The organism is Candidatus Izemoplasmatales bacterium (assembly GCA_041649275.1).
In the GTDB taxonomy this organism is placed as follows: domain Bacteria; phylum Bacillota_I; class Bacilli_A; order Izemoplasmatales; family Hujiaoplasmataceae; genus UBA12489.
Map to the genome: position 1 here is coordinate 18,806 of JBAZNL010000006.1, position 24,815 is coordinate 43,620.

Sequence of the window (24,815 nt, forward strand, 5' to 3'; positions counted from 1 at the left end):
TCACCTCCTCTATTCGTTCAGGATGCGTTTCTGCGTTTCGGCGGTTTCGGCGGTGCGTTCGCGGATCTGGTCGCGGGTGCCTTCGGCCTTCGCCATCGAGTCCCTGAAGGCCTCGTCGGTCTTCTGCAGGATCCGGTCGGTGACGTCGACCTGGCGGTCGAAGGGATGCATCACGACGGCGTCGTTGGCGATGATCGCCTCGTATTCCTTCTGGTTCTCGACGAACCGCTGGAAGGCGGCGTCGAAGGTCTCCTCGGTGGTGCGGTGCTCGCGGACGTAGTCGTCCTCGGCCTTCGCCATCCGGCGGTAGAGGTCGACGTAGTCCTGCGGGAGGCGGTCGCGGATCGCCTGGATCTTCGAGACGAACATCGGCCGGGCGTTGAACTTGAGGCTCTCGAGTTCGGAGAGTTCGGCCTCGAGGATCTTCTTGCGGGCGACGACGAGCGCGGTCTTGTCGGCGTCGAGCACGTCGAGCCGCTCCTGTTTCTGGGCGGGGAGCCCTTGGACGGTGGTGGCGAGGGAATCGAGCCGGGCCTTGATCTCGTTCTCGCGCTCCTCGAGTTTCGCGTCGATCGCGCGGTTCTCCGCTTCCATCTTCTCGTGGAGCGAGAGCTTCATGTCCTCGTAGGCGGCGACCAGACGGTCGAAACGGATTTTCGCGAGAGAGTGGCCGTCGCGCCGGTCCTTCTCGATTGTCGCGACGTCGCGCTTGATGTCGCGGCGGACGCCGTGCAGGTCGCGGTCGAGGCGCTTCTTGACGAAGGCGAGGCGGCGGTGCTCCTCGTCGACGCCCTCTTCGTAGCTTCGGTTCAGGCGATAGACGCGTTCGGACATCGCGGTTTCGAAGGAACGGTGCTCGCCGTCGAGGGCGGCGAAGTGTTCCCCGTCCTTCAACGGCCGGCGGGCGGCGCGCCAGATCTCGAGGTCGTAGTGCTGGTCGACGATCGTCTTCTTGCGCTCGGAGGCTTGCATCGCGTCGTGGACGACGAGGACATCGCGCGTGATCGTGGCGTCGAGCAGGCGGTCGAAGAAGCGGTCGAGGACGGCTTCGTAGTCGCGCAGGATCAGGATCGCCTCGACGTAGAAGCCTTCGATCGCCTTCCGCCGGCGGGTCGCCCCGCGGATCGGGAACGAACGTTCCGCGGACAGGATCGCGAAGCGCGCAAACGCCGTCTCGATCGCGGCGAGGGTTTCGCCGGCGAGATCGTGCGATTCGGCCTTGCGGGCGATTTCGGCGATCGTCGATTTCGCCTCATCCATCGAGGCGAGGACCTCGTAGCGGTAGAAGCGCGAGAGCGAAAGCGATTCGATCTGGAGGTCGATGGTCTCCGGACGGAGGTCGAGAAGCAGCCGTCCGAAGGCGGTCAGGTGGCGGTCGACGCGCTCGATGAGATGGCGGTTGGCGACGTAGGCGTAGTGGTGGTAGTAGTCGATCGCGCGGCGATGCGCCGCGGTCTCCTTCATGAAGGTGAGGTCGAGCGCGCGAAGGGCGCGGTTGCGCTCGCCCTCGAGCAAGTAGGCGCGCTTGCGGGGATCGTCGACCTCGGCGACGTAGTCCTTCGCCGCGGCGGTCCGGGTCCGGTCGAGGTCGATCAACTTCTGCGTCCGTCGGACGTAGTCGACGACGGCGGCGGAGCCGTCGGCGCGGGTCGTCTCGAGGACGCGTTCGCGTTCGCGAAAGGCGGCTTCGTAGAGCCGGTCGGTGCGGTCGCCTACGGCGAGCGCCGCGGCGGTCCGGCGCTTCGCCTCCTCGTCGATCAGCGCGGACTGACGGCGGAAGGCGGCTTCGGCAAGGACGAACTGCTTGTCGAGGGCCTGGTCGTGGATCTCCTTCTCGAGCATGACGAGGGCGCGGTCGCGGCGCGACTCGGCGATCTCGACGCGGCGCTCGCGGTTGGCCGCGGTGGCCTTGCGCTCGATCTGCAGGAGCTGGTCGTTCTCGTCGGCCCGGATCTGGATCGCCTTGGCGTTGTTGTCGTGCTGGAAGTCGGCGAAGAAGCGGTCGAACTCGAGGTTCTTCAGGTATTTGTGGTAGTCGCCGGTGATCTCGGCGTTCTCCATCTGCTTCTTGACCTCGGCGACCTCGAGGCGGTTGTTGGACTCGAGGGCGATGATGTCGGTGGAGATGCGGTCGATGTCGGCGATCAGTTCGGAGAGCTTCGCGGTCACGGCGTTCACGGTCACGAGCATGTCGACCTTGAAGTCGGCGAAGACCTTCGCCGACGTCTGGATGTACTGGACCCGCGTCTGGGTCAGGAGCTGGTTGAAGCGGATGAAGTCGGAGAGCATGTTGTCGATCTCGTCGAACGACTCGTTCACGAAGAACGCGAAGTTCGAATAGAGGTTGATCGAGTTCTGGTAGAACTGGCTCGGCATGTAGTAGGCGAGCTTGACCTCCTCGACGCGACGGAAGGAGTCGACCTTGATCTTGTGGATCTCGGTCTGGTATTTGGAGACGAGCAGGTCGCTCATCCGCTGGTTGCGCTTGAGGAGGAACTTCGCCTTGGCGATCACGATCTGGTACATCATGATGTACTTCTCGCACTCGGCACGCTTGTTCCGGGAGTCGGCGTCGACGATCTTCCCCCCGATGATCGACTTCGATTCCTCGAGTTCCTCGTTCACGAGCCGGTCGAAGTTGGCCTTCTCCTTCTCGACCGCCGCGATCTGGCGGACGAACTGGTCGACGAGCGACTGGTTTACGACCGAGTGCGGCTTCTGGCGGACGGCGGAAAGGTCGTCGATCTTCTTTTTCTTGGCGGCGTAGACGGACGTCGTCGTCTTGAAGAGGGCGGTGATCTTGTTCTTCGTGTCGCGCAGGTTCTCGAGCACCTGCAGGATCGCCTGGGAGAGGAACTTGGCGTCGTTGAAGGCGCTGTCGCCCAGATCGCGCGCGAGCTGGTCGAGCATGTTCCGGGACTGGTCCATGGCGCGCAGGAGCTGTTCGTACTGCTCGTCGTTTCTCGCCGCATAGCCGCGCTTGATTTCCTCGAGGCGGTGTTCCTCGCCGTCGACGAAGCGGCGGTGGATCTCCGCCTCCCGGTCGATCGCGGCCGCGGCGTTCTTGCTCATCTCCTGGTACTTGGCGAAGGCTTCGTTCTGGATCGTCTGGAAGTCCTTGACGATCTCGAGGTACTTCGCGTCCTCGGCCGCGAGTTCCCCGCCGAGTTTCTCCGCGTGGGCGGCCTGGTCGGCGTCGAGCATGGCGAACAGCGCCGCGTATTCGTCCTCGACGGCCTTCAGGGCCGCGCCGAAGTCGCTTTCGTGTCGCTCGTATTCCATTCTCCGTTCCGCTTCGAAAACAGCGAAATCTGCTTGGATTTTCGCGATTTCCAAGTCGTATTGCTGCTCGATTTCGCGGACTGTCCGGTCGATCTCCGCGAGTTGCGCGGCGCGCAGCTCGGAAACGGGGGTCGACGGATGCGATTCGTTTGGCTTGACGACGCGCTTTACTGCCATTCTTCCACCCCGGGCGTGACCATTAATGTCATTATAGACGATACCGTCCTTTTTTTCAACCGAATGACCGGAAAATAACGAGGTTAATTTCGTCCGCTTTTTGATATAATGGATGTGAGGTGGAGACGATGGACAAACGCGTGATAGCCAACAATCTGCTCGTCGACGACGAGATCGAAGCGACGCTCAGACCCCAGCGGTTCACGGAGTTCATCGGCCAGCCGAACGTCAAGGAGATGATCCAGGTCGCCGTCGAAGCCGCGAAGAAGCGGCAGGAGACCCTCGACCACGTCCTCCTCTACGGTCCTCCCGGACTCGGGAAGACGACGCTCGCCCAGGTGATCGCCAACGAGATGGGCGTCTCGATGAAAACCTGCAGCGGTCCGACGATCGAGCGCACCGGCGACCTCGCCGCGATCCTGACGTCGCTCGAACCGGGCGACGTGCTCTTCATCGACGAGATCCACCGTTTGCCGAAGATCGTCGAGGAGATCCTCTATTCCTCGATGGAGGACTTCGTGATCGACATCGTCGTCGGGAAGGATGCGGGCGCCAAATCGATCCGCGTCGACCTCCCGCCGTTCACGCTGATCGGCGCGACGACGCGCTACGGCGACCTCACCGGGCCGCTCCGCGATCGTTTCGGAATCGTCCACAAGCTCGACTTCTACGATGTCCCCGACCTCGAGATCATCTGTCGCCGCACCGCGAGGATCTACGACTGCACGATCGACGAATCGGCCGTGAGCGAACTCGCCAAGCGCAGCCGCGGCACCCCCCGCATCGTCAACCGCCTGTTCCGCCGCGTCCGCGACTTCGCCGATGTCCTGAACGACGGCGTCGTCACTGCCGCCGTGACCAAGACGGCGCTCGAAAAACTCAAGATCGACGAGACCGGACTCGACCGCAAGGACCGCGAGTACCTCGCCGCGATCATCGACAAGTATCGCGGCGGTCCCGTCGGTCTCGAGACGATCGCCACCTCGATCAGCGAGGACCCGACGACGCTCGAAGACGTGTACGAACCCTATCTCATCCAGATGGGCTTCGTCAGCCGGACGCCCCGCGGCCGGGTCGTCACCGAGAAGGGATACCAGCATCTCAAGAAAGGATACCAGGGCAGCCTGTTCTGAACATGAAGACTTCCGATTTCGATTATGTCCTTCCGCCCGAACTGATCGCCCAGACGCCTCTTTCGGACCGTCAGGGCTCGCGCCTTCTGGTCTGCCGGCGCGATTCGTTCGAGCTCGTCCACGACCATTTCTACAACATCGTCGAATATCTCGAAAAGGGCGACGTGCTCGTCGTGAACGACACCCGGGTCCTCCCCGCCCGGCTCGCCGGCATCAAGCGCGACACCGCCGCCGCGATCGAGATCCTGCTCCTCCGGCAACTCGAGGGCGACGTCTGGGAGACGCTCGCGAAACCCGCCAAACGGGTCCGCGAACAGAGCGTGATCGTCTTCGGCGACGGACTCCTCGAGGCGACCTGCGTGGGCGTCGGCGAGGAGGGCATCCGCCTTCTCCGCTTCGCCTACGACGGCGTGTTCCTCGAACTGCTCGACCGTCTCGGCGAGATGCCGCTGCCGCCGTACATCCACGAACAGCTCGCCGACCGCGACCGCTACCAGACCGTCTACTCGAAGGTCGTCGGATCGGCCGCGGCCCCGACCGCCGGACTGCATTTCACCCCCGAACTGCTCGACCGGATCCGCGCCCATGGCGTCACCGTCGCCTCCCTCACCCTCCACGTCGGCCTCGGTACCTTCCGGCCCGTCGCCGTCGAGGACGTGACGACGCACAGGATGCATTCCGAGTTCTACGCGCTCTCGGCCGAAACGGCCGCGACGCTCGAGGACGCGCGCCGCGAAGGTCGCCGGATCATCGCCGTCGGCACCACCTCGACGCGGACGCTCGAGACGGTGATGGCGAAATACGGCCGCTTCGTTCCGGCTTCCGGATGGACCGACATCTTCATCTATCCGGGCTTCCGGTTCCGGGCGATCGACGGTCTCATCACCAACTTCCATTTGCCCAAGTCGACGCTCGTGATGCTCGTTTCCGCCTTCGCCTCGAAGGAGATCGTGTTTTCCGCCTACGCCGCCGCGATCGCCGAAAAGTACCGTTTCTTCTCGTTCGGCGACGCAATGCTGATCCTGCCGTCGAAGCATTGATGCCCGCTCCATCCATCCACGCAAAGTCCCTATAGGAGGTTCCATCCATGGAAAAGAAAATACTCGTCGAAGTTTCCGCACGTCATGTGCACCTGTCCCCCACCGCGCTCGAGACGCTGTTCGGCCCGGGATACCAGCTTACCGTCAAGAAACCCCTCTCCCAACCCGGCCAGTACGCCGCCGAGGAACGCGTCACCGTCGTCGGCCCGAAGAAGGAGCTCGCCGGCATCTCGATCCTCGGTCCGGTCCGCAAGGACACCCAGGTCGAGCTTTCGCTCACTGACGCGCGCTCGATCGGGATCGTCGCCCCGGTCCGCGAATCCGGCGACATCAAGGCCAGCGCCCCCTGCCGCATCGTCGGTCCGAAGGGCGAGATCACCGTCTCCGAGGGCGTCATCATCGCCAAGCGCCACATCCATCTGACGCCGGCCGACGCCGCCGCCTGGGGTCTTTCGGACAAGGAGAAGGTCCTCGTCCGCATCGACACCGAAGGCCGCTCGCTGATCTTCGGCGACGTCGTCTGCCGCGTCCGCGCCGACTTCGCCACGGCGATGCACATCGATACCGACGAAGGGAACGCCGCCGGCGTTTCCGGCGTCGTCTACGGCACCATCCTCTGATCGGCTGAAGGCGATGCCGTTCTCTTTCGACGTCGTCCGCGCATCCCGCGAGACGAAAGCCCGGATCGGCGTCCTGCATACGTCCCACGGCGACTTCGAGACGCCGATCTTCATGCCCGTCGGCACCCAGGCGACCGTCAAGACGCTCGACCCGCAGGAGACGATGGAAGTGAGCGACGGCCTCATCCTCGGCAACACCTACCATCTCTGGCTGCAGCCGGGGGACGCCGTCGTCAAGGCCCACGGCGGGATCCGCGGGTTCATGAGATGGGACGGCGGCCTGCTTACCGACTCGGGCGGATTCCAGGTCTTCAGCCTCTCCAAGATCCGCAAGATCAGGGAGGAAGGCGTCGAGTTCCGGCATCATCTGTCGGGCGAGCGCCTGTTCATGACCCCCGAGGACAGCATCCGCGTCCAGAACAATCTCGGCGCCGACATCATCATGAGCTTCGACGAGTGTCCGCCGTTCGATTCGTCCTACGACTACATGAAGAAGTCCGTCGAACGGACCGTCCGGTGGGCCGCGCGCGGCAAAGCCGCGCACGCCGACCCCGACGGCCAGGCGCTGTTCGGCATCGTCCAGGGCGGACCGCACCGCGACCTGCGCGCCTATTGCGCGTCGGAACTGCAGAAGATCGACTTTCCGGGATACTCGATCGGAGGTCTCGCGATCGGCGAGACCAAGGCCGAGATGTACGAGGTCCTTGGCTACATGGACGAACTGCTTCCGAAGGACAAGCCGCGCTACCTGATGGGCGTCGGTTCCCCCGACGACCTGATCGTCGGCGCGATGAACGGCGTCGACATGTTCGACTGCGTGCTGCCGACGCGGATCGCCCGCCACGGCACGGCGATGACCTCGCACGGCAAGGTCGTGATCAAGAACCGGGAATACGAAAACGACATGGGCCCGCTCGATCCCGACTGCGACTGCAAGGTCTGCCGCACCTACACCCGCTCCTACCTCCGGCACCTCTTCAAGGCCGACGAGATCCTCGGACTCCGGCTCGTCACCTATCACAACCTCCATTTCCTGAAGGGGCTGATGCACGCGATCCGCGCCGCCGTCAGGGAAGACCGGCTCGTCGCCTTCAAGGACGCTTTCTTCGCCCGGTACTATCGCTAGGGACGTTCGTCCGGACATCGAATTATACGTTCCTCTTATTGAATATTCGCCCGACATTACGTATAATGATTATAAAGCGCGCACCGCTTCGGACCGGCGTCAAGATCGTGTCCGAAGGCCGTGCGCAGAGCATCACGCCGGGTTTTCACAAAACCGCGACGAAGCTGCGCCAGGGGGGTCCTCCATGTTCGACATGAATGAGAATTTCAACCAGAAACCGATGATCAAGGTCATCGGCGTCGGCGGCGGCGGCGGCTCGGCCATCAACCGCATGATCGAGAACGACGTCCAGGGCGTGGAATTCATCGCGATGAACACCGACGCCCAGGTCCTCCGCCTCTCCAAGGCGGACGTCCGCCTGCAGCTCGGGAAGATGCTCACGCGCGGACTCGGCGCCGGCGCCAATCCCGAGGTCGGCCGCCAGGCCGCCCTCGAATCCGAAGACGAGATCCGCGAGATCCTGTCGGACACCGACATGGTCTTCATCACCGCCGGCATGGGCGGCGGCACCGGCACCGGCGCCGCGCCGGTGATCGCCCGCATCGCCCGCGAGATGGGCTGCCTCACGATCGGCATCGTGACCAAGCCGTTCTCCTTCGAAGGCCGCAAGCGCACCACCGTCGCGATGCAGGGCGTCGAGGAACTCCGTCCCTACGTCGACACCCTGATCGTGATTCCCAACGACAAGCTGCTCTACGTCGTCGAGAAGGACACGCCCTACCTCGACGCCTTCCGCGAGGCCGACAACGTCCTCCGCCAGGGCGTCCAGGGCATCACCGAGATCATCGCCGTCCCCGGCGTCGTCAACGTCGACTTCGCCGACGTCAAGACCGTCATGAAGGACAAGGGCACCGCGCTCATGGGCATCGGCATCGCCTCCGGCGAGAACCGCGCCGTCGAAGCCGCCCGCGACGCAATCCGGAGCCCGCTCCTCGAAACCTCGATCAACGGCGCCACCGACGCCATCGTCAACATCACCTCCGGCCTCAACGCCTCGCTCTACGAGATCCACGAGATCGTCGACGAGATCCAGAAGAGCTCGACGACCGACATCAACGTCATCTACGGGTCCGCGATCAACACCGACCTCGGCGACGAGATCGTCGTCACCGTGATCGCGACCGGCTTCTCCGACGACCCGCTCAAGCGCGAACAGCTCCTCAAGACCGAACCGAAGCCGGTGATCCCGGCCGTCGAACCGGTTCCCGCGAAGGAACCGCCGAAGTCGAAGAAGGAAGTCAAGAAAGAGGAGAAGGTCAAGCGCGAGGTCGAGAAGCAGCAGCCGAAGAAGCCCGAAGAAGAACCCGAGGACGTCTCGATCCCCTCGTGGCTCAAGGACCGTTTCAAGAAGTAGGCAACCCCGTTTCCGCGACCCATCAGGCCGAGCGTTTCCGCGCTTGGCCTGATTCTTATTTTCCGGAGGTTGTAAACAACCTCGAATGATGGTACAATGGACTGATGGAAGGAGGGATTCCGATGAACGAAGAAAACGACATCCGGACGCCGTTCGAACTCGAAATCGTCGAGATCGTGCGCTCCGACCGCCGCGTCGACGAGAAGAAGGAGCGCCTTTCCGACTTTCACGACTTCGACCTCTCGCAGGCCCTCCCGCTGTTCGATCCCGCCGAGCGGAAGAAGTTCTACGCCCTCCTCGACGGCGCCACCCTCGCCGACGTCTTCGAGCATCTCGATCCCGAGGACGCCGTCGTCTACGTCAAGGAACTGCCCCTTCCGGACGCCGCCCGGATCCTGAACGGGATGGAGGGCGACGACCTCGTCGACCTTTTGCAGGCCTTCAAGGACCGCGACGAGCGGGTCCGGTTCCTCGCCCTCCTCACGCTCGAGCGTCGCAACGGCATCAAGGCCATGATCGACTACGACGACGACCTCGTCGGCTCGATCATGAACGACGTCTTCGTCGCGATTCCCCCGACCCTGACCGTCAAGCAGGCGATCCGCGCGCTCGTCGACGCCGCCGGGAAGACCGAGTTCATCAACAACCTCTACGTCGTCGAGGACGGCGTCCTCGTCGGCGTGCTCTCGCTCCGCGAGATCATCTCCTCCGGAAACCGCCCCGACACCCCGATCCGCGAACTGATGACGACCAACCTCGTCACCGTGACCCCGACCACCCGCAAGGAAGAGGCGATCGGGATCATGCGCGACTACGACTTCATGCTCCTGCCGGTCGTCGGCGACGACGGCCGCATCCTCGGGATCCTCTCCTTCGACGACATGATCGAGGCGCAGAACGAAGAGAGCGACGAGGACTATGCCAAGCTCGCCGCGGTCGCCGACGTCGAGGTCGACGACGAGAAGGAGTCGGCCGCCGTCGCAGTGCGGAAGCGCATGCCGTGGCTGATCATCCTGCTTCTGCTCGACGTCGTCACGAGTTCCGTGGTGGCCGGCTTCGAGGGCGTGATCGCCGCGATTCCGACGCTCGCGCTGTTCATGCCGATGGTGCTCTCGATGTGCGGCAACACCGGCACCCAGAGCCTCGGCGTCATCATCCAGCTGTTCGCCGACAACCGACTCGAGACCCGGAAGGAACGGTCGATCCACCTGTTCCACGAACTTCTGACCGGTCTCGTCAACGGCCTCGTCCTCGGGGTCGTCGTCTTCGGACTGGTCCTCGGCCTCCGCACCCTCGACGGCGCGTCGTTTTCCGAAACGCTTCCGTTCGCCGCCGTGATCGCGCTCGCGATCGCCGTCGCGCTCACGGTCTCGACCGTCGCCGGTGCCTTCGTGCCGATCCTCTGCAAGCTCGTCAAAATCGATCCCGCGGTCGCCTCCGGACCGTTCATCACGACGATCAACGACATCCTCTCGCTTCTCATCTACTTCGGTCTCGCCGCGCTCCTGCTCGGCGGGCTGATGTGAGGGGGTGACGCCATGAACGAGGAACTCAAGGAAGAACTCGCCGAACGCGACTATGTCGCGGAAGTGGCCGACCTGATCCGGACCCGTCTGGACGACCCCGCCTTCGTCACGCTGCTCGACGAATACCATCCGTTCGACGTCTCGCATGCGCTCCTCGGCCTCGAACCGGAGCTCCGCCGTCGCTTCTTCGCCGCCGTCCCGGTCGCCGTCGCCGCAAACGTGTTCGAGCATTTCGAGCGGGAAGACGCCATTTCCTGCATCCGCGAGATCCCGACGCCGGCGGCCGTCGCCGTCATCGACGCGATGGACACCGACGATGCCGTCGACCTTTTGCAGTACCTCGAGGAGACTGAAAGCGACATCGACCTCGTCAACCAGCTCTCCCCGAAGAAACGCAACGAACTGAAGAAGTACTGGAGCTACGCCGACGTCGAGATCGGCTCGGTGATGTCCAACAGCTTCGTCGAACTCGGCGTCTCGATGAAGGTCCCCGACGCGATGAAGAAGCTCACCGGCATCGCCGGCGAGACCGAGTACATCTCGATCCTCTACGTCGTCGACAAGCAGAAGCTGGTCGGCTCCCTCCACCTCAAGGACCTGATCCTCGCCCGCGCCTCGCAGACGATCGGCGAGATCATGGAACCGCACGTCGTCTCCGCCGACCCGCACGCCTCGAAGGAGACGGTGGCGCGGATGATGCTCGACTACGGCAACTCCTCGATGCCGATCGCCGAGGACGGACGGATCGTCGGGATCGTCACCTACGACGACCTGATGGACGTCATCGACGAGATCAAGACGGAAGACTATGCCAAGTTCGCCTCGGTCGCCCCGGCCGAGATCGCGGCCGAGGAGAAGTCGGTCAAACTGTCGGTGAAGAGCCGGTTGCCCTGGCTCCTCGTCCTGCTCGCGCTCTCGACCCTGTCCTCGATCGCGCTCTCGCTCTTCGACGGCGCCTTCACCAGTTCCGACGGCGCCCGCCGCCTGGCCGCGGAGCTCGCGATCTTCCTGCCGCTCCTCCTCGACATGTCGGGCAATTCGGGGACGCAGTCGCTCGCCGTCATGATCCGCTACCTCGCCAAGAACGACAACGTCCTGAAACGCGCGCAGATCAAACGGACCCTGCGCCGCGAGATCGTCACCGGTCTGATCGAGGGCCTCGGGATCGGTCTGGTCGTGTTCGGCGTCGGCGTCGTCACCGCCGCGATCGCCGACGGCTGGCCGCCGGCCGCGCGGGACATCGCGATCGGCGCCGTCACGGCCTTCGCGATCGCCGTCGCGCTTCTGACGGCAACGGTCCTCGGGGCGTTCGTCCCGCTCCTCATGAGCTGGCTCAAGAAGGACCCGGCCGTGGCCTCCGGACCGTTCATCACGACCCTCGCCGACATCGCCACCCTCGTCATCTACTACGCCCTGAGCCTCGCGGTGCTTCTCCCGCTCTATGCTTCGGCGTAAGAAAGGAATCCCATGATCGAACTGACCGGGAAACAGAAAAGCAAGCTCAGAAGCCTCGCGATGACGCGTCCGGCCGCCTTCCAGGTGGGCAAGGAGGGGCTCACCCCCACGCTGCTCTCCGCGATCGACGACTTCGTCCGGAAGAACGAACTCGTCAAGATCGCCCTCCTCGACACCGCCGCGAGCGACTTCGACGAGGTCGCCCTGGCGCTTTCGGAGCGTCAGATCGCCGTCGTCCAGAAGATCGGCCATACCTTCGTCGGCTATCGTCCGAACCCGAAGCTCGAGAAGCGGATCGAGCTGCCCCGATGAAGATCCTCGTCACCAACGACGACGGCTACCAGGCCGTCGGGATCAGGCTGCTTGCAGACCTCGCGAAGAAGTACGGCGACGTCACCGTCGTCGCCCCCCATACGCACATGAGCGGCGCCTCGGTCTCCCGCGGCGGCTGGTTCCAGTCGAAGGCCTACCGCCAGGAAGAAGGACTCTACAGCGTCGAGGGCACGCCCGCCGACGCCGTCCACTTCGGCATCTTCGGCCTCGACCTGAAGCCCGACCTGGTCCTCTCCGGGATCAACGACGGCCTCAACATCGGGATCGACACGATCTACTCCGGCACCGTCGGCGCCGCCATGGAGGCGCTCAAGGCGCGCGTCCCGGCGATCGCCTTCTCGTGCGACTTCGGCCACTACGGGCCCGCCGAGAAGCATTTCGACGAGGTCATGCGCTACATCGTCGACCACGACCTGACCTCGCGCAACTACGTATTGAACGTCAACTTTCCCTCCAAACGCTACGAGACCTCGAAGGGCGTGATGGTGACCGACATCGCCTTCCGGCCGATGCACCACTACTACGTCGAGGGACCCGAGGGCGTGTACAAGAACAAGCGTTCCTACCTGCCGTACGACTTCATCCCCGGGACCGACCTGTGGGCGGCCGAGAACGGCTACACCTCGATCACCCCGCTCAAGCTCGGGAACCGCACCTCCTCCGGGCTCGCGGAGCTGAAGAAGAAGGTCGGGGAGCTTGAATAGCGCGGACAAGAAGCGCCTGCTCGCGATCGTCGTTTCCTACGTCGTCCTCGGCGCGGGAGCGTTCGCGGCGCTCGCGTTCGGCGACCTGTCGGAGAGCGCGCGGCTTGTGGTCGCGATCGGCCTCGTCGTCGTCACGGGAATCGCCTCGTACGCCTCCGCCCGCACCTATCGGCGCTGAAAGGACGTGGACGCCATGAATCTCGCGAAGAACCTCGAAACGGTCAGACGCGACCTCGGATCGGCCACGCTCGTCGCCGCGACCAAGTACGTCGGCGCCGACACGATCGCCGAACTTTCCCGCCTCGGCGTCACGGACGTCGGCGAGAACCGGACCGACAGCTATCTCGAAAAGCGCGCCGCGCTTTCGGACCTGCCGATCCGCTGGCACTTCATCGGCCACCTCCAGTCGAACAAGGCGAAAGGCGTCGTCGAGACGATCGACTGCCTGCATTCGCTCGACAGTCTCCGCCTCGCCGCCGAGATTCAGAAGCGGCGGACGACCCCCCTCGATTGTTTCGTCGAGGTGCACGTCTCCGGCGAACCGTCGAAGGACGGCGTCGAACCGGAAAACCTGCGGGATTTCGTCAAGGATCTCGCGGAGTATGATAGAATAAGGGTGGTCGGCCTGATGGGCATGGCCGCCGAGGCCGAGGATGCGGTCGTGCTCGAGACGTTTTTACGGCTCGCGCGGCTGCGCGACGCGATCCGCGCCGAGGGGTGGCTCCACGCCCCCTGCGCCTACCTGTCGATGGGGATGAGCGGCGACTACAGGCTCGCCCTTCAGGCCGGCGCCACGCACGTGCGGCTCGGCTCGATCCTGTTCAGAAGCGAGGAATGATGATGGGACTCTTTCAGAAGAAGCAACCGGTCAAGACCACCGACGTCGGATTCGAGCAGCTCGAGTTCTTCCGCGTCCACGACACCGCCAAGATCTACGAGTACGCGGAGAAGATCATGCATCGGATCCCGATCGTGCTCAACTTCTCGGACTGCCTGATCCAGGAGGCCAACGAGAACCTCCTCTTCCTCACCGGCGTGCTCTACGCCTGCGACGGCGAGATCGTCAGGATCCAGGACAAGATCTACCTGATGGCGCAGAAGAGCGACCTGAACGGACCGACGCTCACGAAGTTCGTCAACCAGTACGGCTCGAAGAAGTGACTCCGGTTCCGCGAAGTCCGGAGGCGGCGTGCGGCCGCGCTTGATTTCGCGCGCGAAATGTAGTATAATATTCAAGAATCATGCATCTGCGATGATCGGGACACGACGTGATCCCCACGGATTTCAAGAGACCGGACGAACGGTGAGACGTCCGGAATCCGCCTTCACGCCATCCCCCGTGAGCCGGCCGTCGAACCAAGTAGACGGTCGCGTCCGCCCGCGTTAAGGGCTTCGAGTGCCGGCGCAAGCCGGAATGAAGGTGGCACCGCGGTTCCAGGCAATCGCCCTTTTTCGGGGGCGATTTTTTCGTTCCCGCGGACCTGCACGGAGGAAATCATGGAAAAGAAGAACTGGAAAGACACCCTGCTCATGCCCGAAACCGAGTTTCCGATGCGCGGGAACCTCGGTCAGAAGGAGCCGCTCATCCAGAAACGCTGGGATGAGCTCAACCTCTACGAGAAGCTCCTGGAGCGCAACCACGGACTGCCCGAGTACGTCCTGCACGACGGGCCGCCCTACGCCAACGGCTCGATCCACGTCGGCCACGCCCTGAACAAGTCCCTGAAGGACTTCGTCCTGCGCTACAAGACGATGACCGGCCACTACGTCCGCTACATCCCGGGCTGGGACACCCACGGCCTGCCGATCGAGAACGCCCTCTCCAAGGACCGCAAGGTCGACCGCAAGTCGATGTCGGTGGCGGCGTTCCGCCGCCTCTGCGAGACCTACGCGCTCGAGCAGGTCGAGATCCAGAAGGGCCAGTTCCGCCGCCTCGGCATCCTCGGCGAGTGGGACAAGCCCTACATCACCCTCGACCGCGCCTTCGAGGCGGCGCAGCTCCGCCTCTTCGCCCGGATGGTCGAGAAGGGCCTGATCTACAAGGGCCTGAAGCCCGTCTACTGGTCGCCCTCCTCGGAATCGGCGCTCGCCGAGGCCGAGATCGAATACTTCGACGTTTCCTCGCCGTCGATCTTCGTCGCCCTGCCGGTCGTCTCCGCCAAGGGCATCCTTCCCAAGGGCGCCGAGCTCCTGATCTGGACGACGACGCCGTGGACGATCCCCGCGAATCTCGCGGTCGCGGCCGGTCCCGAGATCGAGTACGTCGTCGTGAAGACCGAGACCGGGCGTCTGCTCGTGCTCGCGAAGAGTCGCCTCGAGGCGGTCGCGACCGAACTCCAGCTCCTCAGGACCGACATTCAGAAGACCGTCTCCGGAAGCGAACTCGAGGGCGTCACCTACCGCCATCCGCTCTACGACCGCACCTCGCCGGTGATTTTAGGCGACCACGTCACCACCGAGGACGGCACCGGCCTCGTGCATACCGCCCCCGGCCACGGCGAGGACGACTTCAACGTCGGCCAGAAGTACGGCCTGCCCGTCTTCTGCCCGGTCGACGCCCGCGGCTGCATGACCGCCGACGCCGGCCCCCGCTTCGCCGGCCTGTTCGTCGACGACTGCAACCCCGCCGTGATCCTCGCCCTCGAGGAATGCGGCGCGCTCCTCAAGTCCGGCACCATCCGCCACAGCTATCCCCACGACTGGCGCACCAAGAAGCCGGTCATCTTCCGCGCCACGCCGCAGTGGTTCGCCTCGATCGAGAAGCTCAAGGACGACATCCTCCGGGCGATCGAGTCCGTCAAATGGTATCCGTCCTGGGGCGACGTCCGCCTCGGCAACATGATCAGGGAGCGCGAGGCCTGGTGCATCTCCCGGCAGCGCGCCTGGGGCGTCCCGATCCCGGCGTTCTACACCGAGAAGGGCACCGCCGTCCTCGACAAGGACGTGATCGAGCACGTCGCCGCAATCTTCGAGAAGGAAGGCTCCAACGCCTGGTTCGAGCGCTCCGCCGAAGAACTCCTGCCGCCCGGATTCACCCATCCGGACAGCCCGAACGGACGCTTCGCGAAGGAGACCGACATCATGGACGTCTGGTTCGATTCCGGCTCGACGCACCACGGGGCGATGATCGACCGCGGCCAGCCGTATCCGGCCGACCTCTACCTCGAGGGCTCCGACCAGTACCGCGGCTGGTTCAACAGCTCGCTCACGACCGGCGTCGCCACCGAGGGCGCCGCCCCCTACCGCACGCTCGTCTCGCACGGCTTCGTGCTCGACGGCGAGGGGCGGAAGATGTCGAAGTCGCTCGGCAACGTCGTCGACCCGAACAAGGTGATGGAGCAGCTCGGCGCCGACATCCTGAGACTCTGGGTCGCTTCCGTCGACTACCAGTCCGACGTGCGCATCTCCGACGAACTCGTGAACCAGGTCGCCGAGACCTACCGAAAGATCCGAAACACCTTCAAGTTCCTGCTGGGCAACCTCGCCGACTTCGACTTCCACGTCGACCAGGTCGACGAGTCGAGGATGACCGAGATCGACCGCTATTTCCTCGGGAAGACCCGCCGGCTCGTACGGGAATGCCTGTCCGCCTACGAAGACTTCCGCTTCGACGACGTGTCCCGCAAGGCGGCCAACTTCGTCACCTTCGCGAGCTCGTTCTACCTCGACTTCGCGAAGGACATCCTCTACATCGAGAAGAAGGACGACCCCTCGCGCCGCGCCGTCCAGACGGTCCTGTACCGCATGACCGACGCCCTGATCCGGCTGCTCTGCCCGATCCTGCCGCACACCGCTTCCGAAGCCTACGGCTACCTGCCGCACAGGGACGAGGAGGACGCCGCGCTCCTCCGGATGCCTCCGGTCGAGGCGTGGGACGAGACCCTCGAAGCCAACTACGACGAGTTCCTCTCCTTCCGCGAGACCGTCCAGAAGGCGCTCGAGGAAGCCCGCGCCGCGAAGGTCATCGGCAAGTCCCTGAACGCCAAGGTCACGATCTACCCGAAGGGCCGCGTCGAGGCGCTCCTCGCGCGCCTGCAGGTCGACCTCGCCCGCGTCTTCATCGTCTCCCGCTTCGAGGTCAGGAAGGACGGCTACGGCAGCTTCAAGGCCGTCGACGTCTCGATCGACGTCGAACCTGCCCCCGGCACGGCCTGCGAGCGCTGCTGGCAGGTGGTGGACGCCGTCGACGACGACGGTCTCTGCCCGCGCTGCGCCGCGGTCGTCCGCGGCTGAGGTGTGAAGTCTCCGATGCGCGCCCGCCTCACCCCCAGGAACATCCTCCTCTACGTCCTCGGGATCGCATGCATCTCCTTCGGGGTGGTGCTGTCGTTTCGCACCGGCTTCGGCGGGAATCCCGGCGACACCCTGACGGCGGTCCTGAGCACGGTCACCGGCCTCACCTTCGGTCTCACCTCGGCCATCATCTGTGCCGTCTACATCCTCTTCCTCTCCGTCTTCTTCCGCACCTGGAAGTTCACCTTCCTCGTCGCCCAGGTCGCGATCTTCTCGCCGATCGCCGACTTCTGGGGTCTGGTCGTCCTCAAGGACTTCCATCCGACCGGGGCGGCGGCGTGGGTCGCCTTCGCCGTCTCGGCGCTCGCGATCCCGCTCGGTTCTTCGATCCTGATCCGCACGAAGCTGCCGGCGGGGATCTTCGACGAACTCATGTTCTTCACCGCGCACGTCACCAAATTCAAGCTCTCGGCGGCGCGCACGCTCAACGAATCGCTGATCGTCGGTCTGGCGATCGCGATCGGATATCTATCCGGCAACGGCCTCGGCGCCGTCGGGCTCGGCACGATCGCCTACGCCCTGTCGGTCGGCTGGATCCTCAAGGGGATCCTCCTGCTTTCCGAACGCATCTTCCCAGGGAGGGAAACGACATGAACGTGAACCAGTACATCGACCACACCTACCTCAAGGCCTTCGGCACCGCGAAGGACATCGACCAGCTCGTCGCCGAGGCGGCCCGGTGGCAATTCAAGAGCGTCTGCCTCAACCCCGCGTGGGTCAAATACGCCAAGGAGAAGCTCGCCGGGACCGGCGTGCTGGTCTGCACGGTCATCGGCTTCCCGCTCGGCGCGAACACGACCGAGACGAAGGTCTTCGAGACCCTCGACGCCGTCCAAAACGGCGCCGACGAGATCGACATGGTCATAAACGTCGGCCGCGTCAAGCAAGGCGACGACGCCTACGTCCAGTCCGAGATCGAACGGATCGTCAAGGCCGCGCAGGGGCGCGTCGTCAAGGTCATCATCGAGACCTGTTACCTCTCGAAGGAGGAGATCGCCCGCACGAGCGCCGTCGTCGGGAAGACCGGCGCGACCTTCGTGAAGACCTCCACCGGCTTCGGCACCGCCGGCGCCACCGCCGAAGACGTGAAGATCATGAAGGAAGCTTCCGGCAAGGCCGTCAAGGCCGCCGGCGGGGTGAAGACGAAGGAAGACCTCGAGAAGATGCTCGAAGCCGGCGCGACCCGGATCGGCACCTCCAACGGCGTCGCCCTGATGACCGCGGGCGAAGGGTCCGGCTACTGATGTCCCTCCAGGACCGCGTCATCGAAGGCACCCTGCAGGCGGTGGCGCCGCTCAAGGCGGACAGGATCGCGATCCACGCCGCCTTCTACGCGGCGCTCGTCTTCGCCTTCTACATGCTCCTGGTCGGCGCGATCGACTGGGTCGGCGGCGTCGCCGCCGGACTCGGCGGCGTGCTCTACAGCGTCGTCCGCGACTTCTCCACCGCCCGCCGCTACCGCCGCGCCCTCGCCTCCCACCTCGCCTACGTGCAGGAGAAGCATCCGCACGTGGAACTGTACGTCCCGATGGTCGAGAAGCTCGGCAACTCGCTGCTCCTCAAGCGCTCCGGCCTCTTCCTCGAGGACGGCCGCCTTTCGCTCGAGGCGTTCAACCAGCCGGCCTTCGCGAAGAGCCCGAAGGACTCGATCACCGTCCCCGTCGGCGTCGACTTCCGGATCTTCGAATCGGTTTCCGAGGCGAAGGTCCCGCTCGTCGGCTTCCGCTCCGAACTGATGAAGAACGCCTACCGCTTCCACGTCTACGGCGACGAAGAGGCGGTCGCGCGGATCGCGGCCTTCGCCGAATCCCCGGCGCCCGCCGACGCGGCTTCCGCCGAACCCGAAAGGAATGATTGACATGGCAACCCCCCACAACAGCGCCAGACCCGGCGACATCGCCAAGACCGTCCTGATGCCCGGCGACCCGCTCCGCGCGAAGTACATCGCGGAGAAGTTCCTCGACCATCCCGTCCAGTTCAACCAGGTCCGCAACATGTTCGGCTACACCGGCACCTACAAGGGCAAGCCGGTCTCCGTCATGGGCTCCGGCATGGGCATGCCCTCGATCGGCATCTACTCGTACGAGCTCTTCAAGTTCTACGGCGTCGAGCGGATCGTCCGCGTCGGCTCCGCCGGCGCCTACACGCCCGACCTGAAGCTCTTCGACGTGATGCTCGTCGACCACTCGTGGAGCGAATCGAACTACGCCATGGCGCAGAGCGGCGCGCCCGAGCATCTGATTCCGGCGACCCCGGCGCTCGTCGAAAGCCTTGCGGAAGCGGCGGCGCGGATCGGCGTCCCGGTCCATCGCGGCACGGTCCACTCCTCCGACGTGTTCTACCGCGAGGGCGGCACGCCCTTCAGGACGATCCTCGCGGAGCACGGCTGCCTCGCCGTCGAGATGGAGTCGTTCGCGCTCTTCCACAACGCCAGGGTGCTCGGGAAGGAAGCCGGCTGCCTGCTCACGATCTCCGATTCGCTCGTCACCCGCGAGGAGACCACCGCCGAAGAGCGCGAGAAGGCCTTCACGAACATGATGAAGGTCGCCCTCGAGGCCCTGTGATCCGCGGCGAACGTCGGGATCCGGAACCCCGGCTCCTCGAGATGGAAGGCTACCGGCTCCGGCTGGTGCCGACGACGAAGTTCAAGACGTCCTATTTCCAGCTGCGCTTCAGCGCACCCTTTCGCCCGGAGACCCTGAATCTCCGGGCGCTTTTGCCGTATGCGCTCCTCGACGGGACCGCGACCCTGCCCACGAAACGGCTCTTCCAGAATCGTTGCGACCGCCTCTACGGCGCCCAGGTCGGCGCCGGCGTGGCGAAGCAGGGGATGATGTCCGTCGTCACCTTCTCGCTTTCGGTCGTGAACGACCATTACCTCCCCGGCGATGCCCGGGTGCTCGACGAGGCGCTCGACCTCTTCCATGACGTCGTGTTGCGCCCGCGGACCTACCGCGGGCTGATCCGCGCCGGCGTCGTGAAAGACGAGGTCCGGCTCCTCCGGGAGGACATCGAGGCGGACTACGCCGACAAGGCCGAATACGCCTTCCAGCGGATGTCCGAGGCGATGTTCAAGGACGAACTCGCCCGCTACCGCGCCAAGGGCGACTACGACACCCTCGACAAGGTCACGCCCGAAGGCCTCACGGAGGCGTATCGGGACATGCTCGCTAATGACTTCGTCGAGGCGGTCGCCGTCGGCGACTTCGATTCCGACGAGATCGCCAGGGCGTTCTCCCGCCGCTTCGCCTTTTCGCCGCGCCCGACGGTCCCCGTCTGGACCGACACCGAGACCAAGGACATTACCGACGTTCAACGCGTCGTCGAGGAAGGCGACGTCAGCCAGGCGCGGCTCGTCCTCGGCTACCGCCTCCCGACGCGGTCGGGCTCGAAGGACTACTACGCCGCCGTCGTGGGAAACGCCCTCTTCGGGGACTCCGACACGTCGATGCTCTTCCGCACGGTGCGGGAGAAGGAGCACCTCTGCTATTACGTCTACAGCGTCTACGCCGCCGGCAAGGGCGCCGTCTTCGTCTCCGCCGGCGTCGAGCCGGGACGCGAGGACCAGGCCTCCGCGGTCATCGGGCGGGTGAAGGACGACCTCGCCGCCGGCCGCTTCAGCGAGGACGACCTGACCATCGCCAAGAACGCCGTCGTCAAGCGGATGCGGCAGTCGACCGACTCGCTCCGCGGGATCGTCGCCGACCACGCCCACTTCGACCGCCTCTACGGGATCCCCTACGACCTCGACCGGGCGGTCGCTGCCGTGCAGGCCGTCACCGCCGAAGCCGTCGCGGCGCAGATCGCGCTTCTGATCGAGGACACCGAGTACCGGCTCACGGGGAGGAACCGCTGATGGACACCGCGTTCGCGAGGAAACTGAACGAGACCATCGTCCGGAAGACCACCTCCGCCGGCCTTCGGGTCGCGGTCGTGCCCAAACCCGGCTTCCACAAGACCGAGATCCACCTCGCCGTCGAGTTCGGGTCGATCGACGAGGACGGCGCAAGGGGCCTGAACGCGTTTCCGCAGGGAACCGCGCACTTCCTCGAGCACATGCTCTTCGAGAACGAGGAGGCGGACCCGTCGCAGGCGTTCGCCCGCGTCGGGGCGCAGGTGAACGCCTACACCGCCGCCGACGTCACCGATTACTACTGTTCCACCACCGAGGCCTGGGAACCGGCCGCGGAGCTGCTCTTTTCGCTCGTGTTCCATCCGTCGATCCCGGAGGCGGGCGTCCTCAAGGAGCGGTCGATCATCGCCCGCGAGATCCAGATGTACGAGGACGACGTCAACGATCTGATCTACGAGGACTTCCTGCACGCGCTCTACGCCGCCCATCCGGTCGCCCATCCGATCGCCGGCACCGCGAAGTCGATCCAGGCGATCGACTCCGAGGTCCTGCGGCGCGCGCACGCGGCCTACTACGTGCCCTCGAACATGCGCCTCCTGGTCGTCGGCGACGTCGACCCCGAGGCCGTCTTCGCGTTCGCGGAGGGGATTCCCCTCCCCGGCGGCGTGCGGCCGGAACGTGCCAGTGTTCCCGAATCACGGATCCCCGCCAAGACGGCGGTGACGAAGAAGAAGGACATCAGGAACGACATGCTCATGCTGGGCGTGAAGTTCGGGCGTCCGAACGGGAAGTCGTGCTTTCAGAACGACGTCGAGGAGATCGCCTGGGCGTTTCTCTTCGACTGCCTTTTCGGGAAGGCGTCCAAGAACCACCGCGACCTCGTCCGCAAGGGCTTCGTGAACGAGGCGTTCGAAGCGTCCGCGCAGTGCGAACCCGACTACGGACATCTCGTCGTCTATACCGAGACGAAGAAGCCGGCGTCCGCGGCGAAGGCGCTTTGGGCGCTCTTCGACCATGCGGCCGACCATCTCGATCCGGTGCGCTTCGAGACCGCCAAGCGGCGCCTCGTCGGCAATTCGGTGCAGTCCTTCAACAGCGTCTCGGCGCTCGCCGGATTCATCCTCGACTACGAGCTCGAGGACGTGGACGTGTTCGAGCTGATCGAGGCGATCGACCGGATCACCCTGGATGATCTGAAGGCGCTTATACCCGCGCTCGATTCCTCCGCCCGGGTTTCCGTCGTCTACCGTCGTCCCTGACGCAAGGCGAGACTCGTTACCCCAAGGGGTGCGAAACGTTGGCGTCTATGCTATAATGGAAGAAGAAGCGAGGTGGACCGGATGGATGGCTGCAGGCTGATACTGAAACCGAAGGAAGAAGTCCGAATCCGGAACGGACACGCCTGGGTCTATGGCAACGAAGTCGCCAGGATCGAGGGCGAGATCGTCTCCGGCGAACTCGCGAACGTCTATTCCGCCAAGGGCGATTTCATCGGGAAGGGCTATCTCAACACCGCCTCGAAGATCCTCGTCCGGATCCTCGCCCGCGATGACGTCGCGATCGACCGCGCCTTCTTCAAGGAGCGTCTCCGCGCCGCCGACGCGGCGCGCAGGGAACTCGGCTTCACCGGTTCCTACCGCGCCTTCTTCGCCGAGTCCGACGGGATCCCGGGACTGATCGTCGACAAGTACGAGGACTGGCTCGTCGTCCAGGTGCTCTCGCTCGGCATCGAGAAGCGCAAGGCGATGTTCGTCGAACTCTTGGTCGAACTCTTCGCCCCTCAGGGCATCTACGAGCGCAGCGACGTCGCGGTCCGCATCAAGGAAGGCCTCGAGGAGGCCAAGGGCGTCCTCTACGGCACCGTCCCGGACTTGGTCCGGGTCGAGGAGAACGGCGTCCTGATGGACGTCGACGTCAAGAACGGCCAGAAGACCGGATCCTTCCTCGACCAGCGCGAGAACCATGCGGCGATCGCCCCCTACGTCCGCGGGAAGGACGTCCTCGACTGCTTCTCGCACACCGGCGGCTTCGGCCTCGCGGCCGCGAAGGCGGGCGCGAAATCGGTCGTCTGCGTCGACATCTCGGCGTCCGCCTGCGACCGCATCGAGAAGAACGCGGCGCTGAACGGATTTGCGAACGTTTCCGTCATCAAGGCCGACGTCTTCAGCCTCCTGCGCGAGGAGTTCGCGAAGGGGAATCAGTACGACGTCGTCGTGCTCGACCCGCCGGCGTTCACCAAGAACGTCGAGAATCTCGCGAACGCCTACGCCGGCTACAAGGAGATCAACATCCAGGGACTCCGCCTGGTCCGCCACGGCGGCTACCTCGTCAGCTGTTCCTGCTCGCACTACATGACCCCCGCGCTCTTCCTCGAGATGCTCCTCGAGGCCGGCGTCGACGCCGGCCGCATCGTCCAGATGATCGAGTTCCGCACACAGGGGAAGGACCATCCGACGCTGCTCGGCAGCGAGGAATCATTCTATCTCAAGGTCGTGGTGCTCCGCGTCCTCGACCGGCGCTAGGAGGCCCCCATGATCGTCAAGTCCATCGAATTCTTCGGATCCTGCGTCCGTCCCGCCCAGTATCCCAAGGACGACCTCCCCGAGGTCGTCGTCGCCGGCCGGTCGAACGTCGGGAAGTCGTCCTTCATCAACGCGATCCTGAACAACCACAAGGTCGCCCGCGTCTCGGCGACCCCGGGCAAGACCCGGCTCCTCAACTTCTTCCTGATCAACCGCGCCTTCTACCTCGTCGACATCCCCGGCTACGGCTATGCCGCCGCCCCGAAGACCGAGATCGAGCGCTTCTCTTCGATGATCGAGGAATACTTCGCCGTCACCCCGAAGCTCGCCATCGGCATCCTCCTGCTCGATTTCCGGCGGATCCCCTCGGCCGACGACCTGACGATGTACGCCTATTACAAGAACCACGGCCTGCCCGTGACCGTCGTGCTCACGAAGGCCGACAAGCTCTCCAACAACGAACGCGCCGTCCAGCTCCGCGCGATCAGGGCGGCTCTGAAACCGGAAACGGCGGACGAGATCCTCGTCTTCTCCTCGAAGACGAAGGAGAACGTCGACGCCGTCTGGCAGCGGATCGACCAAGCCGTCCAATCCTGACCATCGGGGGAATCGCCATGATCCAGAGTCTGTTCGACCGCCTGGCCGCCGGCTACGACCAGGGTGTGGTCGAAAGCGACAGGGACAACGAGTTTCCGTTCGCGGGGTACCAGCGTACCCTCGATTTGATCGCGGCGGAAATCGCCGGTCGCGCCCGCCTCGGACGCGCGAAGGTCCTCGACCTCGGCATCGGTACCGGTCTTTTCGAGACCCGGCTGGCGCCCGAGACCATCGAAGTCACCGGCATTGACCTGTCGGGCGGAATGCTCGAGATCTGCCGCCTGCGCCTCCCCGAGGCGACCCTCCTCCAGGGCGACTTCACGCGCGAACTTCCGGAAGTCTCCGGCGGCTTTGACGCGATCGTCTCGACCTGGGCGATGCACCATCTCCCGGAAACGGACCTCGTCGCCTTCCTCGACCGGCTCGTCGGCCTGCTTGCGCCGTTCGGCCGGATCTACGTCGGCGACGTCCTCTTCGCCGACGGGCGCGAGCGCGAGGCGTGCCGCCTCGCGAACCTCGAGGCCTGGGATCCGACGGAACACTACCACACGTTCGAAGCCGTCCTTTCCGGACTCGGCGGCCGCTACGCGGTCTCCTTCATGAAGACCTCGTTCTGCGCCGGGATCCTGATCGTCGAACGTTTCCACGAACTGTCCGCCCCGGAATCCGAACGCGTCCTCAAGCGCTGTCGCTGAGTTTCGACCCGATTCCGCTTTACTTGCGGACGAAATGATGTATAATGGAAGAAAGAAATGCTGTGAAGCGGAAGAGTAGCGGAAAACCGGCTCAAGCGAGCGGAC

23 protein-coding genes and 1 other annotated feature (1 of these 24 cut by a window edge) are annotated in these 24,815 nt (G+C 64.5%); of the genes, 22 read left to right on the forward strand and 1 reads right to left on the reverse strand.

What is annotated here, in order from left to right:
* Positions 1-9: 9 nt before the first annotated feature.
* Positions 10-3,459: a hypothetical protein gene (locus WC509_05085; protein ID MFA5006816.1), complete on the reverse strand. Its 3,450-nt coding sequence runs from the start codon at positions 3,457-3,459 to the stop codon at positions 10-12.
* A gap of 128 nt (positions 3,460-3,587) precedes the next feature.
* On the opposite strand from WC509_05085, the gene ruvB reads away from it, so the two are divergent.
* The 22 genes from ruvB (at position 3,588) to WC509_05195 (ending at position 24,710) form a co-directional block, all read left to right on the forward strand.
* Positions 3,588-4,592 (forward strand): Holliday junction branch migration DNA helicase RuvB, encoded by a 1,005-nt coding sequence (ruvB, locus tag WC509_05090; protein ID MFA5006817.1) that lies wholly within the window; start codon positions 3,588-3,590, stop codon positions 4,590-4,592.
* Between the two features lie 2 nt (positions 4,593-4,594).
* The gene (queA, locus tag WC509_05095; protein ID MFA5006818.1) at positions 4,595-5,632 is read left to right on the forward strand and encodes a tRNA preQ1(34) S-adenosylmethionine ribosyltransferase-isomerase QueA; all 1,038 of its coding nucleotides are present in this window, start codon (positions 4,595-4,597) and stop codon (positions 5,630-5,632) included.
* 47 nt (positions 5,633-5,679) lie between these two features.
* Positions 5,680-6,252: a phosphate propanoyltransferase gene (locus WC509_05100; GenBank protein ID MFA5006819.1), complete on the forward strand. Its 573-nt coding sequence runs from the start codon at positions 5,680-5,682 to the stop codon at positions 6,250-6,252.
* 13 nt (positions 6,253-6,265) lie between these two features.
* Complete coding sequence (gene tgt / locus WC509_05105) at positions 6,266-7,378, forward strand: tRNA guanosine(34) transglycosylase Tgt (GenBank protein ID MFA5006820.1); 1,113 nt, start codon at positions 6,266-6,268, stop codon at positions 7,376-7,378.
* A gap of 184 nt (positions 7,379-7,562) precedes the next feature.
* Positions 7,563-8,732 carry a cell division protein FtsZ gene (ftsZ, locus tag WC509_05110; protein MFA5006821.1) on the forward strand — a complete coding sequence of 390 codons (1,170 nt, stop codon included), beginning with the start codon at positions 7,563-7,565 and terminating at the stop codon, positions 8,730-8,732.
* Between the two features lie 122 nt (positions 8,733-8,854).
* Positions 8,855-10,258, forward strand: a complete 1,404-nt coding sequence (gene mgtE, locus WC509_05115) for a magnesium transporter (GenBank protein ID MFA5006822.1) — start codon at positions 8,855-8,857, stop codon at positions 10,256-10,258.
* 12 nt (positions 10,259-10,270) lie between these two features.
* On the forward strand, positions 10,271-11,713 hold the full coding sequence (mgtE, locus tag WC509_05120; protein MFA5006823.1) for a magnesium transporter: 1,443 nt from the start codon (positions 10,271-10,273) through the stop codon (positions 11,711-11,713).
* Between the two features lie 12 nt (positions 11,714-11,725).
* Positions 11,726-12,025: a YhbY family RNA-binding protein gene (locus WC509_05125; protein ID MFA5006824.1), complete on the forward strand. Its 300-nt coding sequence runs from the start codon at positions 11,726-11,728 to the stop codon at positions 12,023-12,025.
* The gene (surE, locus tag WC509_05130; GenBank protein MFA5006825.1) at positions 12,022-12,750 is read left to right on the forward strand and encodes a 5'/3'-nucleotidase SurE; all 729 of its coding nucleotides are present in this window, start codon (positions 12,022-12,024) and stop codon (positions 12,748-12,750) included. The genes WC509_05125 and surE overlap by 4 nt, the downstream gene beginning before the upstream one ends.
* Positions 12,743-12,928 carry a hypothetical protein gene (locus tag WC509_05135; GenBank protein ID MFA5006826.1) on the forward strand — a complete coding sequence of 62 codons (186 nt, stop codon included), beginning with the start codon at positions 12,743-12,745 and terminating at the stop codon, positions 12,926-12,928. Before surE ends, WC509_05135 begins: the two co-directional genes overlap by 8 nt.
* Before the next feature lie 15 nt (positions 12,929-12,943).
* Positions 12,944-13,588, forward strand: a complete 645-nt coding sequence (locus tag WC509_05140) for a YggS family pyridoxal phosphate-dependent enzyme (GenBank protein ID MFA5006827.1) — start codon at positions 12,944-12,946, stop codon at positions 13,586-13,588.
* Positions 13,589-13,590: 2 nt separating this feature from the next.
* On the forward strand, positions 13,591-13,911 hold the full coding sequence (locus tag WC509_05145) for a cell division protein SepF (protein ID MFA5006828.1): 321 nt from the start codon (positions 13,591-13,593) through the stop codon (positions 13,909-13,911).
* A gap of 336 nt (positions 13,912-14,247) precedes the next feature.
* A complete protein-coding gene (gene ileS, locus WC509_05150; protein ID MFA5006829.1) occupies positions 14,248-16,983 on the forward strand; it encodes an isoleucine--tRNA ligase in 2,736 nt (911 codons plus the stop codon).
* 15 nt (positions 16,984-16,998) lie between these two features.
* A complete protein-coding gene (locus WC509_05155; protein MFA5006830.1) occupies positions 16,999-17,637 on the forward strand; it encodes a hypothetical protein in 639 nt (212 codons plus the stop codon).
* Positions 17,634-18,287 carry a deoxyribose-phosphate aldolase gene (gene deoC / locus WC509_05160; protein ID MFA5006831.1) on the forward strand — a complete coding sequence of 218 codons (654 nt, stop codon included), beginning with the start codon at positions 17,634-17,636 and terminating at the stop codon, positions 18,285-18,287. The genes WC509_05155 and deoC overlap by 4 nt, the downstream gene beginning before the upstream one ends.
* Positions 18,287-18,901: a hypothetical protein gene (locus WC509_05165; GenBank protein ID MFA5006832.1), complete on the forward strand. Its 615-nt coding sequence runs from the start codon at positions 18,287-18,289 to the stop codon at positions 18,899-18,901. Before deoC ends, WC509_05165 begins: the two co-directional genes overlap by 1 nt.
* A 1-nt stretch (position 18,902) precedes the next feature.
* Positions 18,903-19,607 (forward strand): purine-nucleoside phosphorylase, encoded by a 705-nt coding sequence (deoD, locus tag WC509_05170; GenBank protein ID MFA5006833.1) that lies wholly within the window; start codon positions 18,903-18,905, stop codon positions 19,605-19,607.
* Entirely contained in the window at positions 19,604-20,899 is a 1,296-nt protein-coding gene (locus tag WC509_05175; protein ID MFA5006834.1) for an insulinase family protein, read from the forward strand. Before deoD ends, WC509_05175 begins: the two co-directional genes overlap by 4 nt.
* A complete protein-coding gene (locus WC509_05180; GenBank protein MFA5006835.1) occupies positions 20,899-22,155 on the forward strand; it encodes a pitrilysin family protein in 1,257 nt (418 codons plus the stop codon). Before WC509_05175 ends, WC509_05180 begins: the two co-directional genes overlap by 1 nt.
* Before the next feature lie 81 nt (positions 22,156-22,236).
* Positions 22,237-23,418: a class I SAM-dependent rRNA methyltransferase gene (locus tag WC509_05185; protein ID MFA5006836.1), complete on the forward strand. Its 1,182-nt coding sequence runs from the start codon at positions 22,237-22,239 to the stop codon at positions 23,416-23,418.
* Between the two features lie 9 nt (positions 23,419-23,427).
* Positions 23,428-24,015, forward strand: a complete 588-nt coding sequence (gene yihA, locus WC509_05190; GenBank protein ID MFA5006837.1) for a ribosome biogenesis GTP-binding protein YihA/YsxC — start codon at positions 23,428-23,430, stop codon at positions 24,013-24,015.
* A gap of 17 nt (positions 24,016-24,032) precedes the next feature.
* Entirely contained in the window at positions 24,033-24,710 is a 678-nt protein-coding gene (locus WC509_05195; GenBank protein ID MFA5006838.1) for a class I SAM-dependent methyltransferase, read from the forward strand.
* A 53-nt stretch (positions 24,711-24,763) separates the two neighbouring features.
* Positions 24,764-24,815, forward strand: a binding site (T-box leader); it runs 151 nt beyond the window's last position.

Bases quoted from the DNA above. Each gene is read 5' to 3' on its own strand.
- yihA (MFA5006837.1), top strand. From the start codon at position 23,428: ATGATCGTCAAGTCCATCGAATTCTTCGGATCCTGCGTCCGTCCCGCC.
- queA (MFA5006818.1), top strand. From the start codon at position 4,595: ATGAAGACTTCCGATTTCGATTATGTCCTTCCGCCCGAACTGATCGCC.
- tgt (MFA5006820.1), top strand. From the start codon at position 6,266: ATGCCGTTCTCTTTCGACGTCGTCCGCGCATCCCGCGAGACGAAAGCC.
- WC509_05180 (MFA5006835.1), top strand. From the start codon at position 20,899: ATGGACACCGCGTTCGCGAGGAAACTGAACGAGACCATCGTCCGGAAG.
- WC509_05155 (MFA5006830.1), top strand. From the start codon at position 16,999: ATGCGCGCCCGCCTCACCCCCAGGAACATCCTCCTCTACGTCCTCGGG.
- ruvB (MFA5006817.1), top strand. From the start codon at position 3,588: ATGGACAAACGCGTGATAGCCAACAATCTGCTCGTCGACGACGAGATC.
- WC509_05100 (MFA5006819.1), top strand. From the start codon at position 5,680: ATGGAAAAGAAAATACTCGTCGAAGTTTCCGCACGTCATGTGCACCTG.
- WC509_05195 (MFA5006838.1), top strand. From the start codon at position 24,033: ATGATCCAGAGTCTGTTCGACCGCCTGGCCGCCGGCTACGACCAGGGT.
- WC509_05145 (MFA5006828.1), top strand. From the start codon at position 13,591: ATGGGACTCTTTCAGAAGAAGCAACCGGTCAAGACCACCGACGTCGGA.
- deoC (MFA5006831.1), top strand. From the start codon at position 17,634: ATGAACGTGAACCAGTACATCGACCACACCTACCTCAAGGCCTTCGGC.
- WC509_05125 (MFA5006824.1), top strand. From the start codon at position 11,726: ATGATCGAACTGACCGGGAAACAGAAAAGCAAGCTCAGAAGCCTCGCG.
- ftsZ (MFA5006821.1), top strand. From the start codon at position 7,563: ATGTTCGACATGAATGAGAATTTCAACCAGAAACCGATGATCAAGGTC.
- WC509_05085 (MFA5006816.1), bottom strand. From the start codon at position 3,459: ATGGCAGTAAAGCGCGTCGTCAAGCCAAACGAATCGCATCCGTCGACC.
- deoD (MFA5006833.1), top strand. From the start codon at position 18,903: ATGGCAACCCCCCACAACAGCGCCAGACCCGGCGACATCGCCAAGACC.
- WC509_05140 (MFA5006827.1), top strand. From the start codon at position 12,944: ATGAATCTCGCGAAGAACCTCGAAACGGTCAGACGCGACCTCGGATCG.
- mgtE (MFA5006822.1), top strand. From the start codon at position 8,855: ATGAACGAAGAAAACGACATCCGGACGCCGTTCGAACTCGAAATCGTC.
- WC509_05165 (MFA5006832.1), top strand. From the start codon at position 18,287: ATGTCCCTCCAGGACCGCGTCATCGAAGGCACCCTGCAGGCGGTGGCG.
- surE (MFA5006825.1), top strand. From the start codon at position 12,022: ATGAAGATCCTCGTCACCAACGACGACGGCTACCAGGCCGTCGGGATC.
- mgtE (MFA5006823.1), top strand. From the start codon at position 10,271: ATGAACGAGGAACTCAAGGAAGAACTCGCCGAACGCGACTATGTCGCG.
- WC509_05185 (MFA5006836.1), top strand. From the start codon at position 22,237: ATGGATGGCTGCAGGCTGATACTGAAACCGAAGGAAGAAGTCCGAATC.
- ileS (MFA5006829.1), top strand. From the start codon at position 14,248: ATGGAAAAGAAGAACTGGAAAGACACCCTGCTCATGCCCGAAACCGAG.